15 protein-coding genes are annotated in these 12,768 nt (G+C 70.2%); 7 read left to right on the top strand and 8 right to left on the bottom strand.

Annotation, left to right across the window (positions count from 1 at the left end; all coding sequences use genetic code 11):
- Positions 1 to 108 precede the first annotated feature (108 nt).
- Positions 109 to 399, top strand: a complete 291-nt coding sequence (locus ACQHIV_RS02825) for a hypothetical protein (RefSeq protein WP_427891340.1) — start codon at positions 109 to 111, stop codon at positions 397 to 399.
- Here ACQHIV_RS02825 and ACQHIV_RS02820 read toward each other — a convergent pair.
- From ACQHIV_RS02820 to ACQHIV_RS02805, 4 genes are read right to left on the bottom strand one after another with little or no spacing between them, the layout of a single operon-like run.
- On the bottom strand, positions 389 to 2,206 hold the full coding sequence (locus ACQHIV_RS02820; protein ID WP_427891338.1) for an amidohydrolase family protein: 1,818 nt from the start codon (positions 2,204 to 2,206) through the stop codon (positions 389 to 391). The two genes, ACQHIV_RS02825 and ACQHIV_RS02820, sit on opposite strands and share 11 nt — an antisense overlap.
- A gap of 4 nt (positions 2,207 to 2,210) precedes the next feature.
- Entirely contained in the window at positions 2,211 to 3,335 is a 1,125-nt protein-coding gene (gene menC / locus ACQHIV_RS02815) for an o-succinylbenzoate synthase (protein ID WP_427891336.1), read from the bottom strand.
- The gene (locus tag ACQHIV_RS02810; RefSeq protein ID WP_427891334.1) at positions 3,325 to 3,960 is read right to left on the bottom strand and encodes a MurR/RpiR family transcriptional regulator; all 636 of its coding nucleotides are present in this window, start codon (positions 3,958 to 3,960) and stop codon (positions 3,325 to 3,327) included. The genes menC and ACQHIV_RS02810 overlap by 11 nt, the downstream gene beginning before the upstream one ends.
- Positions 3,953 to 4,609: a GNAT family N-acetyltransferase gene (locus ACQHIV_RS02805; protein ID WP_427891332.1), complete on the bottom strand. Its 657-nt coding sequence runs from the start codon at positions 4,607 to 4,609 to the stop codon at positions 3,953 to 3,955. Before ACQHIV_RS02805 ends, ACQHIV_RS02810 begins: the two co-directional genes overlap by 8 nt.
- A 69-nt stretch (positions 4,610 to 4,678) precedes the next feature.
- Here ACQHIV_RS02805 and ACQHIV_RS02800 point away from each other — a divergent pair, with 69 nt between their 5' ends.
- Positions 4,679 to 5,758 carry a M20/M25/M40 family metallo-hydrolase gene (locus tag ACQHIV_RS02800; RefSeq protein ID WP_427891330.1) on the top strand — a complete coding sequence of 360 codons (1,080 nt, stop codon included), beginning with the start codon at positions 4,679 to 4,681 and terminating at the stop codon, positions 5,756 to 5,758.
- On the opposite strand, the gene ggt is transcribed toward ACQHIV_RS02800, so the two are convergent.
- Genes ggt through miaA form a run of 4 tightly spaced genes read right to left on the bottom strand, consistent with a single transcriptional unit; the run spans position 5,745 to position 9,713 of the window.
- Entirely contained in the window at positions 5,745 to 7,544 is a 1,800-nt protein-coding gene (gene ggt / locus ACQHIV_RS02795) for a gamma-glutamyltransferase (RefSeq protein WP_427891328.1), read from the bottom strand. The genes ACQHIV_RS02800 and ggt overlap by 14 nt on opposite strands.
- 9 nt (positions 7,545 to 7,553) lie before the next feature.
- Positions 7,554 to 8,243, bottom strand: a complete 690-nt coding sequence (locus ACQHIV_RS02790; protein ID WP_427891326.1) for a hypothetical protein — start codon at positions 8,241 to 8,243, stop codon at positions 7,554 to 7,556.
- A gap of 8 nt (positions 8,244 to 8,251) precedes the next feature.
- Entirely contained in the window at positions 8,252 to 8,755 is a 504-nt protein-coding gene (locus ACQHIV_RS02785) for a SigE family RNA polymerase sigma factor (protein WP_380202734.1), read from the bottom strand.
- Positions 8,742 to 9,713 (bottom strand): tRNA (adenosine(37)-N6)-dimethylallyltransferase MiaA, encoded by a 972-nt coding sequence (gene miaA / locus ACQHIV_RS02780; RefSeq protein ID WP_427891323.1) that lies wholly within the window; start codon positions 9,711 to 9,713, stop codon positions 8,742 to 8,744. The genes ACQHIV_RS02785 and miaA overlap by 14 nt, the downstream gene beginning before the upstream one ends.
- A gap of 121 nt (positions 9,714 to 9,834) precedes the next feature.
- On the opposite strand from miaA, the gene ACQHIV_RS02775 reads away from it, so the two are divergent.
- The 5 genes from ACQHIV_RS02775 to ACQHIV_RS02755 all read left to right on the top strand — a co-directional run bounded on the left by ACQHIV_RS02775 (position 9,835) and on the right by ACQHIV_RS02755 (position 12,722).
- Positions 9,835 to 10,029 carry a hypothetical protein gene (locus ACQHIV_RS02775; protein WP_427891322.1) on the top strand — a complete coding sequence of 65 codons (195 nt, stop codon included), beginning with the start codon at positions 9,835 to 9,837 and terminating at the stop codon, positions 10,027 to 10,029.
- 32 nt (positions 10,030 to 10,061) lie between these two features.
- Entirely contained in the window at positions 10,062 to 10,301 is a 240-nt protein-coding gene (locus ACQHIV_RS02770; protein ID WP_380202740.1) for an antitoxin, read from the top strand.
- A gap of 76 nt (positions 10,302 to 10,377) precedes the next feature.
- Positions 10,378 to 11,106 carry an MBL fold metallo-hydrolase gene (locus ACQHIV_RS02765; RefSeq protein WP_427891319.1) on the top strand — a complete coding sequence of 243 codons (729 nt, stop codon included), beginning with the start codon at positions 10,378 to 10,380 and terminating at the stop codon, positions 11,104 to 11,106.
- A gap of 43 nt (positions 11,107 to 11,149) precedes the next feature.
- The gene (locus ACQHIV_RS02760) at positions 11,150 to 11,719 is read left to right on the top strand and encodes a GNAT family N-acetyltransferase (RefSeq protein ID WP_427891318.1); all 570 of its coding nucleotides are present in this window, start codon (positions 11,150 to 11,152) and stop codon (positions 11,717 to 11,719) included.
- Positions 11,720 to 12,269: 550 nt separating this feature from the next.
- Entirely contained in the window at positions 12,270 to 12,722 is a 453-nt protein-coding gene (locus tag ACQHIV_RS02755; protein ID WP_427891316.1) for an NUDIX hydrolase, read from the top strand.
- The last annotated feature ends 46 nt before the right edge of the window (positions 12,723 to 12,768 follow it).

The raw sequence follows: 12,768 nt of genomic DNA, 5'->3' as shown, positions 1-12,768 counted from the left end.
CACTCAGTAACCATCGGCCGTGAGGCGGCCGCACACTCAGTCGTCGACCGCCTGCCGGCCGCAGGTGTGGTTGATGAGTGGTGCAGGTCCGGGTCGTACCGTTTGAGCATGATCGCGTGCTTCTGGGAGCGGGAGGATGCCGCTGCGGTTGCCGAGCGGCTGGGTGGGGTGGTGCGGCGCGGGCGCTTCCACGGGGAGGACGACGACGAGGATCACCCGTGGATCGTCGTGCTGGCTGACCCAGATCGGCTGGCGCTCGACGAAGCGCTCGACGAGTACGACGGCTGGCTGGAGGACGACTCCGCGGTACGGCACGGTGTCGCGCCAGCGGCTGGATCCCGGCCGCAGGACACACCGCCGGTCCCGTTGCCGACCGAGCCGAAGCGCTTCAAGCGATAACCCGTCCTGCGCGGCGGCCGGTCGGTACGCCCGCGGTGAGGGCTGGTTCGCCGGCGATCAGGACGTGTTGTACGCCGACCGAGAGTTGCCAGGGGTCGTCGTACGTCGATTTGTCGGCGATCCGGGTGGCGTCGAGGACGACGAGATCGGCGATGGCGCCGGGCTTGATCACGCCGCGGTCGGACCAGCCGAGGCGGGACGCCGGGAGCGAGGTCATCCGGCGGATCGCCTCGGCGAGGGTGAACAGGCCGCGGTCGCGGGCGTAGTGGCCGAGCACGCGCGGGAAGGTGCCGAAGTTCCGCGGATGCGGGTGCCCGGGGCCGGCGGCGTCCATGATCCAGCCGTCGCTGGCGATCGCGGTCCGTGGGTGCTGGAGGACGGTCGTCACGTCCTCCTCCCGCATCGCATGGTTGACGACGCTGACGGCGGCATCGTGCGACTCGAGAATCCGCAGCACGATCTCGGCGGCGTCGACGCCGTCCTGACGAGCGATCTCGGACAGGCTCATCCCGCGACAGTCCTCGTAGCGCCCGGGCGGCAACGAGGCGATCACCACCGTGTCCGGCGAGAGCAGCTCGTCTGCCCGCAGCGCTTCCACAATCCGCGCACGCTCCACCGGATCAGCCAGCCGCTCAAGAAGCGGCGGACGAGCAGGGCGCTCCCCCTCCACCGGCGGCTCGGCGCGCCACTCCGCGTCCAGCGGTGAGCGGGCGCGCCACTCCGCGCCCCGCGGTGAGCGGGGGCCATGCGCCGCATCCGCCGGTGGACGGGCAGGGCGCTCCGCCTCCAGCGGCGGGTCGGCACGACGCTCCGCGTCCAGCGGTGGGCGGGCGCGGTGCTCCGCGCCCCGCGGTGGGCGGGCGGCATGCGCCGCATCCCGCGGTGGGTGGGTGGGCTCTGTGGAGGGTGGGGCTTGGGGGTGAGGGGCTGCGAGGGCCCAGCTGGGGAGGCGGGTGGTGAGGGTGGTGTTGGTGGCTGTGTAGGGGTAGGCGTCCCAGCCGAGGTCCAGGTCGGTGATGCGGTCGAGGTGTTCGAGGGCGGTGGTGACGAGGCCGTGGTTGGGGTGGCCGACGGCCTTCAGGTGGGAGATTTCCAGGCGGGCTCCGCCGGCGCGAGCCGCGGTGATTGCTTCGTCGAGGGCTGTCAGGAGGCCGGCGCCTTCGTTGCGGATGTGGGTGGAGTAGAGGAGGTCGCACTCGGCGGCCGTGGCGACCAGGGCGGCGACTTCCTCGGGGGACGCATACGTACCAGGCGCGTAGATCAAGCCTGTGGAAAAGCCGACCGCACCCTGGTCCGCGGCCGAGCGCAGCAGGTCCTGCATCAGCCGCAGCTCGTCCGGTGACGGAGCTCGCTGAGCAGTGCCCATCGCGGCGATCCGCAACGTGCAATGGCCGACCTGCAGCGCCAGGTTCACCGCCGGTTCCAACGTTGCAGCAAACCCGCCCAGATCGGTCCACGACCACCCGTGCTGCTCGCCGAGGAACGCCGTACCGGCCTTCAACGCCTCCAGGTCACCCACCGGGAACGGCGACCACCCGCAGTTCCCCGCGACCAGCGTCGTGACGCCCTGCGCGAGCTGCGACTCGGCGGCCGGACTTGTGCCGAGACTGAAATCCGCATGTGAGTGCAGATCGACGAACCCCGGTGCCACAATGTTGCCCGTGGCATCGATCACCTCGGCGTCGGAGACCGGTTCGGCAGGCGGCAGCACCGCACTGATGCGGCCGCCCTCGATCACGACCGTCCCGGGGTACGGCTCGCTGCCGGTGCCGTCCACGATCGTCCCGCCGGTCACCGCGACGCGCATCGAGTCACTCCTGTCCTGGGCCGAGGCGCAGTTCCTCGACCGTGTTCGCGACGACGAACTCCCGGTCGACCTGATGCCCGAGCCCCGGCCCGTCCGGTACCTGGACGACCCCGCCGACGGCGGTCACGGCGGGCTCGACGATGTCCCGGGCGTAGTACTTCTCCGAGGCGGACACGTCCGATGGGAGGGTGAAGCCGGCGAGGCTGGATAGCGCGACGTTCGCGAGCCGGCCGACGCCGAACTCGTGCATGCCGCCGCACCAGACCGGGATCCCGGCGTCCTGGGCCCGATCGTGCGCCGCCCGCGCCGCAGTCAGCCCGCCCATCCGCGACACCTTGATGTTGAGCACCCGCAGCGCCCCCAGCCCGAGCGCCGTCTCCAGGTCGGCCACCGTCTCGACACTCTCGTCGAGGCACACCGGCGTACCGATCCTCCGCTGCAACTCCGCATGCGCGAGCAGGTCGCGCGGAGCGAACGGCTGCTCGATCATCGTCAGCCCGAAGCCATCCAGCTCGACCAGCCGATCCAGCTCGCCGGCGGTGTAGATCCCGTTCGCATCCACATGCAGATCCAGCTTCGGGTACGCCGCCCGCACCGCCCGCACCGGTTCCACATCCCAGTCCTGGGCGATCTTCAACTTCACCCTCGGGTACCCGGATTCGACCTGTTGCTGTACCTGCGCCAGGAGATCGTCGATCGTCGGTTCGATACCGAGCGAAACACCCGCGACGACCTCGGTGCGCTGTCCTCCCAGAACTGTTGCCAGAGGCAGTTGTTGCGCCTCGGCCCACAGGACCCAGGCGGCCACATCAAGCCCGGACTTGGCGAACTGGTTGCCGCGGATCTTGTCTGCCTGGAGTTGGGAAGGGTGGGTCCAGCGGCGGCCGATGATCGCCGGGAGGAGGTAGCGCGAGGCGATGTGCCAGCACGTCTCGACGGTCTCGGAGGCGTAGTACGGGTCGGACGGCGAGGCGATCTCGCCCCAGCCGACGGCGCCCGACGCGTCCTCCAGTGCCACCAGGATGTGGTCGAGGTAGGCCTTGCGGTGGGAGCTGGTCTGGAAGGCGTGGACGAGCGGCATCCGCACCCGGTGCAGCCGCGCCGCGACCACCTGCAGCTCAGTTGACATACAACCCCAGCTCCGTGTTCAGCCGGTCCCGCTCGACCAGCCGCCGCCGAGCGCCCTTCGCGCTGGCGGTGGTGAGCGTCGCGAGGACGTGCAGTACGGAGGCGACGACGGTCGGCGAGTCGACGTACGACGCACTCCCGGTGGCGACGTAGATGCTCTGGTCGGCGACCTTCGCGAGCGGCGCGTCCTCGAAGTCCGTGATCGCGACGAGTTCCCCGCCTGCATCCACGAACCGCTGCGCGATCTCGACCGTGTCCCGCCGGTACCGCCGGAACGAGAACGCCACCATCAGGTCGTTCGACCGGACGTCGGCGAGTACGTCGACGCCGCGCACGACGGTGCCGTCGACCAGCGTCACCTGGGACAGCCCCGCGCCGAGGTCGAACGCGAGCAGCGACGCGTACGAGAACGACTTCGCGGAGCCGATGATGAACCGGCGGCGGGCCGCGACGATCCGGGCGGCCGCCTGGGCGATCGCTCCGTCGGTGAGGATCTGGTCCAGCGCCTCGTCGATGGAGGCGCGTTCCTGCTCGACCACGCGGCGCTGCAGCAGCGTCGACGAGCGGCGTTGGAGGCGGGCGTCGTACCGCTCCTGGGGGCTGGTGAGCTCGCGGTTGTCACGCATCGTCGGCCGCCGCGAAGTAGTAGACGCCGGTACCGTCCGGGCGCCGCCGGCACGACACCGCGACGAGGCCCTTGCCCAGCAGCGCCTCGAACGAGCCGCGCAGGTCGGTCGTCGGCACCGCCAATTCGGCCACCGGGGTCGGCGTGGCCGGATGCTCGCGGGTCAGGTCCCACTCGACCACGACGCGGTCGGTGCCGGGACCGTACATGTCCGGCGCGAACCAGCGCCCGCGCGCACCCAGTACGTCGAGGTTGAAGTGCGCGTTGCGGATCTGCGCCGGGTCGTAGGTCCAGCGCATCCGCGACATTCCGTGGCTGAGGGCAACTTCCTTCTGAGCGTGCTTGAGCATCCGCCCGAGGCCGCGGCCCTGCTGCCCGGCGGCGACCACCGCGGACTGCGAGTAGTGGTAGAACCCGCGCCGGTCGGTGGCGCAGAAGCCGTACGCGAACGCGACCAGCTGATCGCTCTCGTCGAGGATCCCGACCACCGAGCCGCCGTTGCTCGCGAGCGCCCCGAGCAGCCGCGGATTCAGCCCGTACGCCGGGTCGTCGTACCCGAACACCTCCCGGTAGAGCGCCGACGCCTCGGCGAACCGGGACGCCGTGGTGAGCGACACCGCGCGAAAGCTCACCTCAGAGATACGATTCATATCCTGACCATAGCCGCAGTCGGTGAACTCTGGCCAACGGTGGATCAGCTGATGATACGTTGACTATCCATGATGATCGATCGACTCCGGGAGTACGTCGGCGCGGAGACCCCGACCGGTGACGCGGCGGCGCTGGACGCGTTCGCCGACCGGCTGGCGACGCGGTACGCCGACCTGGGCGCGACCGTACGCCGCGACCCGCACCCGACCGGCGACCACCTGATCGCGGACTTCCCGGGCCGGGCGGACGCCCCGCTGCTCTTCCTGGCCCACCACGACACCGTCTGGCCGGCCGGGCAGCTCGCCGGCGCGATGCCGTGGCGCGCGGCGGACGGGATCATCCACGGCCCGGGCGTCTTCGACATGAAGGGTGGCCTGGTCGTGCTGGAGACCGCCCTCGAACAGGTCGCCGGCCGCGACCACCGCCCGCTGCGGATCGTGGTGGTCGCCGACGAGGAGATCGGCTCGCCGTCCGCGCGCGCCCTCGTGACCGCCGAGGCCGAGGGTGCGTATGCCGCGTTCGGGTTCGAGCCGCCGCATCCGAACGGCGACCTGAAAACGGCACGCTGGGGTAGTACACGGGTCCGCGTCGAGGTCACCGGCCGCGAGGCGCATGCGGCGCTGGATCCGGACAGTGGTGTCTCCGCGATCGACGAACTGGTCGACCAGCTGATCGCCGTCCGGCGGGTGGTCGCCGAGCACGAGAACGTGCTGTGCAACGTCGGGACGATCAGCGGCGGCGGCCGGACGAACGTCGTACCGGGACAGGCGTCGGCGGAGATCGGGTTCCGGTTCGTCGACCCGGCAACCGAGGATGCGGTGCTGGCCGCGGTGAAGGCGTTGGAGCCGCGACGAGACGCCCGACTGAGCGTGCAGGTCCTGTCGAACCGGCCGGCCTGGGAGCCGTCCGCCGCGACGGACGAACTGCTGGCGAAGGTGATCGCGGCCGGACGGTCGGTCGGTCAGGAAGTCGGCGGAGCGCCCGCGTCCGGTGCCGCCGACACAAACCTCACCGGATGGTTGGGAATCCCAACGTTGGACGGCCTGGGCCCCGTCGGCAAGGGCGCCCACGCCGTCCACGAACAGGTGGTCGCGGCGACCTTGGCCGAACGGGCGGCCCTGGTTGCCGCGATCATCACCGCGCTCTGACGACCCCCGCGTCTCCCCCACCACGCCGGGTGGGTTCGGCCGCCGCGAGGATCGCACCACCGGGCAGGAACTCGAGCGCCGCGACCGCACCGATCTCCGCGGCCGAGCTCCCCGGCGCACCGGCCGGCGTGAATGTGTGCCCGTACGGCGCCAGCGCGGCGCCGTACTGATCGATGAACGACTGCTCGGCGGTCACCGACGCGGTGTTGCGCTGGGACGCCCGCGGGGCCGCGATCGCCTGCGGCAGCGTCATCCCCCGGTCGAGCCGGTTCGTCAGCGTCTGCAGGACGGTCGTGATGATCGTCGAACCGCCCGGCGATCCGATCGCGATGTACGGCTGGTTGCCGCGCAGCACGATCGTCGGCGACATCGAGGAGCGCGGCCGCTTGCCGCCCATGACGATGTTCGGGTCCTTCGGGTTCGGCGCGAACGAGAAGTCGGTCAGCTCGTTGTTGAGCAGGAACCCGCGACCGGGCACCGTGATCCCGCTGCCGCCGGTCTGCTCGATGGTCAGCGTGTACGAGACCACGTTGCCCCACTTGTCCGCGGTCACCAGGTGCGTCGTCGACCGCCCTTCGGTGTCCGAGCGCTGCTCGACGGCGCTGCCCTTGCCGCACCGCAAGTACGAACCGTCGGGCGATCCCGCGGGCACCGGTTTGGTCGCCGCCTTCCGCGGGTCGATCAGGCAGGACCGCTCGGCCCCGAACCCCTTCGACAACAACTCCTGCTGCGGTACGTCGACGTACGCCGGATCGCCGATGTACGCGCCCCGGTCCGCGAACGCGAGCGCGGACGCCTCGAGGTACGTGTGCAGCGCCTGCGTGGTGGACATCCGGGCGATGTGCTGCGGCTGCAGGATGTTCAGCGCCTCGCCGACGGTGATCCCGCCGGACGACGACGGCGGCATGCCGTATATGTCGAGACCGTCGTACCGGACCTTGGTCGGCGCCCGGTCGATCGCCTGGTACGACGAGAGGTCGCTGGTCTGGAGGTACCCCGGGTAGAACGGCAGCGTCGCGTCCGCGGTCTTCGGCGGGTTCTTCGCGACCGCGGCCATCTCACCGGAGAGCTGACCGTTGTAGAACACCGACGGGCCTTGCTGGCCGATCAGCTTGTACGTCGCGGCAAGCTCCGGGTTCTTGAACAGCGAACCGACCTGCGGCGCGTCGCCGTTCGGCAGGAACAGCTTGGCGGTCGGCACGACCTGCGCGAACCGACTCTTGTTCTCCAGCGTCTGCAGGCGGAACGTCGGGTCGACCACGAATCCGCGCTCGGCCAGGTCCGCGGCCGGCTTCAGCGCGTTGCCGAGCGACAGCGAACCCCACTGCTGCAGCGCGCTGTTCCAGGTCGCGAGCGTGCCCGGTACGCCGATCGAGACGCCGGACGTCACGGCGTTCGCGAACTGGTACGGCTGGCCGGTCTGCTTGTCGACAAAGGCGTCCGACGGCATCGTCGCCGGCGCGGTCTCGCGGCCGTCGATCGTGGTCACCCGGTGGCTCTTGGCGTTGTAGTACACGAAGTACCCGCCACCGCCGATGCCGGCCGAGTACGGCTCGGTGACGCCGAGCGCGGCGGCCGTCGCCACGGCCGCGTCGACCGCGTTGCCGCCCCGGCGCAGTACGTCGAGGCCGATGTTGGTCGCATCCGGGTCGACCGACGACACCGCGCCGCCGTACCCGATCGCGGTCGGCTGTCTGGTCGGCGCCTGGGCCTGGGCGCTGGTGGTCGCGGTGAAGGCCGTGAGAGCGAGGGTTCCTGCGGACAGAGAGGCGATCAGCTTCTTCACGGACTCTTCCTACCGCACCGCACAGGAGTCTAGGAAGCGCCTGACAGCATCGTCCGGCCATTCGACCGTGCCGGACGGGAACGACACCAGCAGCCACTGGCTCGAGAGCTTCACCTGGGCGGTCAGGCGACCGTCGAGGGTGCCGATGTGGAAGGTCTTGCCGCCGGCGTCGGTGACCCGCGGCGCCGAGAGGGCGCGCGCCTGCGTGGACGCCTGCAGGATCACCTTCGCCGCAGTGTCCGCGGTCCGCATCTTCGGCTGCGACAGCACCACATGGTTCGCCGCGATCGGCGACTCGGCCGACCAGCCCTTCGGGGCGAGGCTGCAGTCGATCGTGCTCCAGACCTGCTGGTTGGCGACCAGCTGGACGACCGGCGCGCCGAACTCCGAGAACGTGTGGCTCGACCGCGGCGTCGCCGGCGGCAGCGTCGAAGGACCGGCGGCCGACGCGGCGGTCTCCGGCCCGACCGGTCCGCCGGCGACCTCGCCACCGCCCCGCCACCAGTTCACCTGGTTGCCGATCGCGAGCACCAGAGCCGACGCGGCGGCCACGCAGAGCACGCCGGTGGCCCGGCGGCGGCGCTTGATCCGGCGCAACGCGCGCCGGCCGCGGGTGACGTCCGCGTCGATGTCCGCGTCCGGCAGCCCCTCGGCCGCGCGGTCCGCGAACCCCTCCAGCAGTTTCTTGACCTCGTCCATCGGCGGTCTCAGCTACTCCCCGTCTCTTCCGTCATCAGTTCCTTGAGGCGTTTCAGCGCCTTCGCTGTCTGGCTCTTCACGGTGCCTTCGGTGCACTCCAGGATCCGCGCACAGGTCGCGACGTCGAGGTCCTGGAAGTACCGCAGCACCAGCACCGCCCGCTGCCGCGGCGCGAGGTCCAGCAGCGCGCCCCGGATCGCCAGCGTGTCCGCCTGATCCGGTACGTCGCTCAGTCGGGGCTCGAGCGTCTCCGCGGTCACCACCTCGGGGTGGCGGCCGGCCCGGCGGCGCTCGTCGAGGAAGGCGTTGACCAGGATCCGGTGGGCGTACGGGCCGGCGCCTTCGTGCTTGATCCGGTGCCAGTGCACGTAAACTCGCGTACAGGCGGTCTGGACCAGATCCTCGGCGGTGTGCACATCCCCCGCGGTGAGCAGCAACGCCGTACGCATCAGCCGGGTGCGATCCGCGATCAGGTACTCGCGGAACTCGGCCTCACGGTCACCCCCTCGCATCGACGATCCCGGTGTTCACCTCGACTACGCCGGCGGCGGTCTCGCGGTTGCCTCGGGCCGTCACTTCGAGTGCCTGGGCGAGCAGATCGGGCGCGTCGTACGGCAGCCAGGTGATGCGTCGGTCCTTACGGAACCACGAGTCCTGCCGGCGCGCGAACCGGCGGGTGGCCTGCGCCGTCCGCTCCCTTGCCTGGGCTTCGTCGATCTCACCGTTCAGCAACGCGATCACCTGCGAGTATCCGAGTGCGCGGTTGGCGGTCCTTCCCTCAATCAAACCCTTGTCCAGCAGACCTCGCACCTCGGCCACGAAACCGGCGTCGAACATCCGGTCCACCCGGCGGTCGATCCGTTCGTCGAGGACCGGCCGCGGTACGTCGAGCCCGAGCTGGATCGCGCCGTCGTACACGTAGCGGTGCTCGGGCAGCGTCGCGACGTACGGGCCGCCGGTGATCTCGACGACCTCCAGCGCCCGGACGATCCGCCGGCCGTTGCTGGGCAGGATCTGCGCGGCCGCCTTCGGATCCTTTTCCTCGAGGCGCGCATGCAGTACGCCGGAGCCGTGCGCCGCGAGCTCGGCCTCCAGCCGGGCGCGGACGTCCGGGTCGGTGCCGGGGAACACGAAGTCGTCGAGGATCGCCCGTACGTACAGGGCGGAGCCGCCGGCCAGGACGGGAACTCGTTGCCTGTTCAGGCAGTCGTCGATCGCGGCCCGGGCGAGTTCCTGGAACTCCGCGACGGTCGCGGTCTCGGTGACGTCCAGGATGTCCAGCAGATGATGCGGTACGCCGCGCCGCTCGGCGTCGGTGATCTTCGCCGTACCGATGTCCATCCCGCGGTAGACCTGCATGGCGTCGGCGTTCACCACCTCGCCGCCCAGGCGCTCGGACAGGGCAACGGCGAGGTCGGACTTGCCGGCCGCGGTGGGGCCGACGACCGCGACGACGAGTGGTGCAGGCATCGCTCCAGTCTGGCAGTGCCGGATTCAGAGTTCGCCAAGAGGTGCGGACCGGTCTTGTGGATGACCCGGAATGTTCGGTAGTAACCATGGAGTTCGTGACATTTCTACGGGAGGACACCAAGTGACGAATCCGTTCGACGAAGAGTCGGCGAAGGACCAGCCCGAAGAGGCCGAGGGCCTGACCGCCGCCAAGAAGAGCGGCGGCGACATCGAGTTCGCGGCCGACACCGAGCCCGGCACCGAGCCCGGGACCGAGTCCGGCGGCGACATCGAGTCCGGTGGGGAGACCACGGACAGCGGTGGCGACATAGAGTAGTCACACCACTACTCGAGAATGGGAGCCCCGCGATGGGCATCTTCGACAAGTTCAAGGACACCGCCGAGAACCTGAAGGACAAGGCCGCCGACCTGGTCGACGGCCACGGTGACAAGGTCGGCGAAGGCCTGGACAAGGCCGGTGACTTCGTCGACGAGAAGACCGGCGGCAAGTACGGCGACCAGATCGACACGGGCGTCGAGAAGGCCAAGGAAGGCCTCGACAACCTCGACGGCCAGAACGACGACATCCCGGACAACCCGTCCGCCTGACGCCGTACTCCCCCACAGGGCCGCAAGCACCCCGCTTGCGGCCCTGTGCGTTCTCGGCTGACCTACGATCGCAGCCATGAGCGACCTCCGGCTGACCGTCCTCGGGTCGGCGACGCCGTACCCGTCCGCCGACAACCCTTGCTCCGGCTACCTCGTGACCTCCGGCGACACCCGCATCTGGATGGACGCCGGCACCGGCACGCTCGGGCCGCTGCAACGCCATACCCGGCTGGACAAGCTCGACGCGATCTGGATCTCACACCTGCACGCGGACCACAGCGCCGACCTGCTGACGGCGTACTACGGGCTGCTGTACGCCGACCTGGAGCCGCGGGCGCCGATCCCGTTGTACGGGCCGCCGGGGATCGCGGATCGGCTCGCCGGGTTCCTGACGAACGGGCCGACGCGGAGCCCGATCGAGTCGGCGTTCGCGGTCACGGAACTGACGGACGGGCATTCGGCGGTGGTCGGCTCTGTTCGGTTGACGTCGCGGGCCGTTGAGCATGGGCTGCCTGCGTTCGCGGTGCGGCTGGAGAGCGGGGGGTCGCTCGTGTACTCGGGCGACACGGCACCGTGTGCGGCGCTGAGCGAGCTGGCGGACGGGTGCGACGTACTGCTGTGTGAGGCCGGCGGGGCAGATCCTGCGCATCACACGCCGGAACAGGCCGGGGACAGCGCGGCCGGCGCGGGACGGTTGGTCGTGACGCATGTCGGTCCGGGGATCACGCCTGCTGAGGCTGTTGCGCGGGCTCGGACGCGGTACGACGGGCCGGTGGAGTACGCGGCGCCTGGGTCGATTCTTTAGTTTCCGGACGCAGATCGTCCGGGTGTCGTCGTACGCTCGGCTCATGGTCGATGGGCTGACCGTCCGGGCGCTGACGCCCGAGACGTGGGACGCGTTCGCGGCACTCGCGGAGCGGCACAACGGGGTGTGGGGCGGGTGCTGGTGCACGTGGTTCCAGACGCTGCACAACGAGAAGACGTTCGACGCTTCCAGCAACCGCTCGGTGAAGCAGCGCCTGGTCCTCGAGGGGCGAGCGCATGCAGCGTTGGTGTTCGACGGGGAGCGGGCGGTGGGGTGGCTCGAGTACGGCACGCCTGCTGAGCTGCCGAACATCTACCACCGCAAGGAGTACGAGGCCGGGTTGGAGCGGCTGCCCGACTACCGCCTCACCTGCTTCTTCACCGACCGCAACTACCGCCGCCAAGGCGTCTCCACCGTCGCCCTCTCCGGCGCCCTCTCCCTGATCACCGCCGCCGGCGGCGGCCTCGTCGAGGCCTACCCCCAAGACACCGGCGGCAAGAAGATCACCGCCTCCTTCCTCTACAACGGCACCCGCACCCTCTTCGAACAAGCCGGCTTCACCTACCAACGCCCCAAAGGCAAGAACCACTGCGTGATGACCAAGACCCTCTAGTACCGAAGAACGGGTAGTACTCCCCCCTCGCCCGTCCCCCCACGCTCAGCCCCATCCACCAAGAGCCGATCCGCGCCACCACTACCCGTCGCTCGGTACGCACCCGAACGCCTGGAACTCGATCGCCGCGCGTACACCCCTCTGCACCCCGCCATCGGCAGCAAGACAGCCGCCGCCCACCGGCGACCTCCGCACCCCCGCCCGCGCAAATACACCCACCCTCGCGCCACCACCCCACCCGATGACACCTCACGCCCACCCGCCAAAGGCGCCAACAGCCAGCCGCCGCGCAGCGGCGACCCTGCAACCCACTCCCAAACAACAGCACCCGCGCAAGCACCACCCGCCCAACAGCACCTCACGCGCACCCGCCGGAGGCGATAACCAACAGCCGCCGCGCAGCGGCGACCTCCGCACCCCCGCCCGCACACACCCCGCGCCACCACCCCCGCCCGGAGGTACCTCGCGCGCGCCCGCCGGAGGCGGCAACAAACAGCCGCCGCGGAGCGGTGTCCGTTGGGTGTCGGTGGGGGTGTTTAGGGTTTGGGGTATGGATCGGTTTCGGGTGGTGCCTGCGGCTTATGTGGTGGTGCGGCGGGGGGATGAGGTGTTGTTGTTGCTGCGGGCCAACACCGGGTACATGGACGGGTACTGGGCGGTTCCCGCGGGGCATGTCGAGCAGGGTGAGTCGGCGGTCGCGGCCGCCGTGCGGGAGTTGAAGGAGGAGGTCGGGCTGGACGTCGACCCGGCTGACCTGGTGGCGGTGACGGCCATGCACCGGACCCAAGCGAACGGGGATCCGATCGACGAACGGGTGGACTTCTTCTTCATGACCGAGAAGTGGACCGGCGAGCCGACCCTCATGGAGCCCGACAAGGCCGCCGGCCTCGGGTGGTACTCGTTGGACGACCTCCCCGACCCGCTCGTACCGCACGAGGCCCGGGTGCTCGGGTCGTTGCGAGCCGAAGCGCTTCCCGCGGTGATCGTCCAGGGTTTCGCCTGAGTTCACCGTCGGGCCGTCTGCCGCGCTCTACTGTGCCGACGTTGTC

Origin of the sequence: Kribbella polygonati, assembly GCF_050320105.1 — a bacterium.
Taxonomy (GTDB): domain Bacteria; phylum Actinomycetota; class Actinomycetes; order Propionibacteriales; family Kribbellaceae; genus Kribbella.
Note: the sequence above shows the minus strand (reverse complement) of the source record. Positions and strands in the feature narration are given on the sequence as shown.

Excerpts from the sequence above, each read along its gene's own strand:
- ACQHIV_RS02790 (WP_427891326.1), bottom strand. The coding sequence starts at position 8,243 with ATGGACGAGGTCAAGAAACTGCTGGAGGGGTTCGCGGACCGCGCGGCC.
- ACQHIV_RS02805 (WP_427891332.1), bottom strand. The coding sequence starts at position 4,609 with ATGAATCGTATCTCTGAGGTGAGCTTTCGCGCGGTGTCGCTCACCACG.
- miaA (WP_427891323.1), bottom strand. The coding sequence starts at position 9,713 with ATGCCTGCACCACTCGTCGTCGCGGTCGTCGGCCCCACCGCGGCCGGC.
- ACQHIV_RS02755 (WP_427891316.1), top strand. The coding sequence starts at position 12,270 with ATGGATCGGTTTCGGGTGGTGCCTGCGGCTTATGTGGTGGTGCGGCGG.
- ACQHIV_RS02825 (WP_427891340.1), top strand. The coding sequence starts at position 109 with ATGATCGCGTGCTTCTGGGAGCGGGAGGATGCCGCTGCGGTTGCCGAG.
- ACQHIV_RS02785 (WP_380202734.1), bottom strand. The coding sequence starts at position 8,755 with ATGCGAGGGGGTGACCGTGAGGCCGAGTTCCGCGAGTACCTGATCGCG.
- ACQHIV_RS02800 (WP_427891330.1), top strand. The coding sequence starts at position 4,679 with ATGATGATCGATCGACTCCGGGAGTACGTCGGCGCGGAGACCCCGACC.
- menC (WP_427891336.1), bottom strand. The coding sequence starts at position 3,335 with ATGTCAACTGAGCTGCAGGTGGTCGCGGCGCGGCTGCACCGGGTGCGG.
- ACQHIV_RS02810 (WP_427891334.1), bottom strand. The coding sequence starts at position 3,960 with ATGCGTGACAACCGCGAGCTCACCAGCCCCCAGGAGCGGTACGACGCC.
- ACQHIV_RS02765 (WP_427891319.1), top strand. The coding sequence starts at position 10,378 with ATGAGCGACCTCCGGCTGACCGTCCTCGGGTCGGCGACGCCGTACCCG.
- ACQHIV_RS02770 (WP_380202740.1), top strand. The coding sequence starts at position 10,062 with ATGGGCATCTTCGACAAGTTCAAGGACACCGCCGAGAACCTGAAGGAC.
- ACQHIV_RS02760 (WP_427891318.1), top strand. The coding sequence starts at position 11,150 with ATGGTCGATGGGCTGACCGTCCGGGCGCTGACGCCCGAGACGTGGGAC.
- ACQHIV_RS02820 (WP_427891338.1), bottom strand. The coding sequence starts at position 2,206 with ATGCGCGTCGCGGTGACCGGCGGGACGATCGTGGACGGCACCGGCAGC.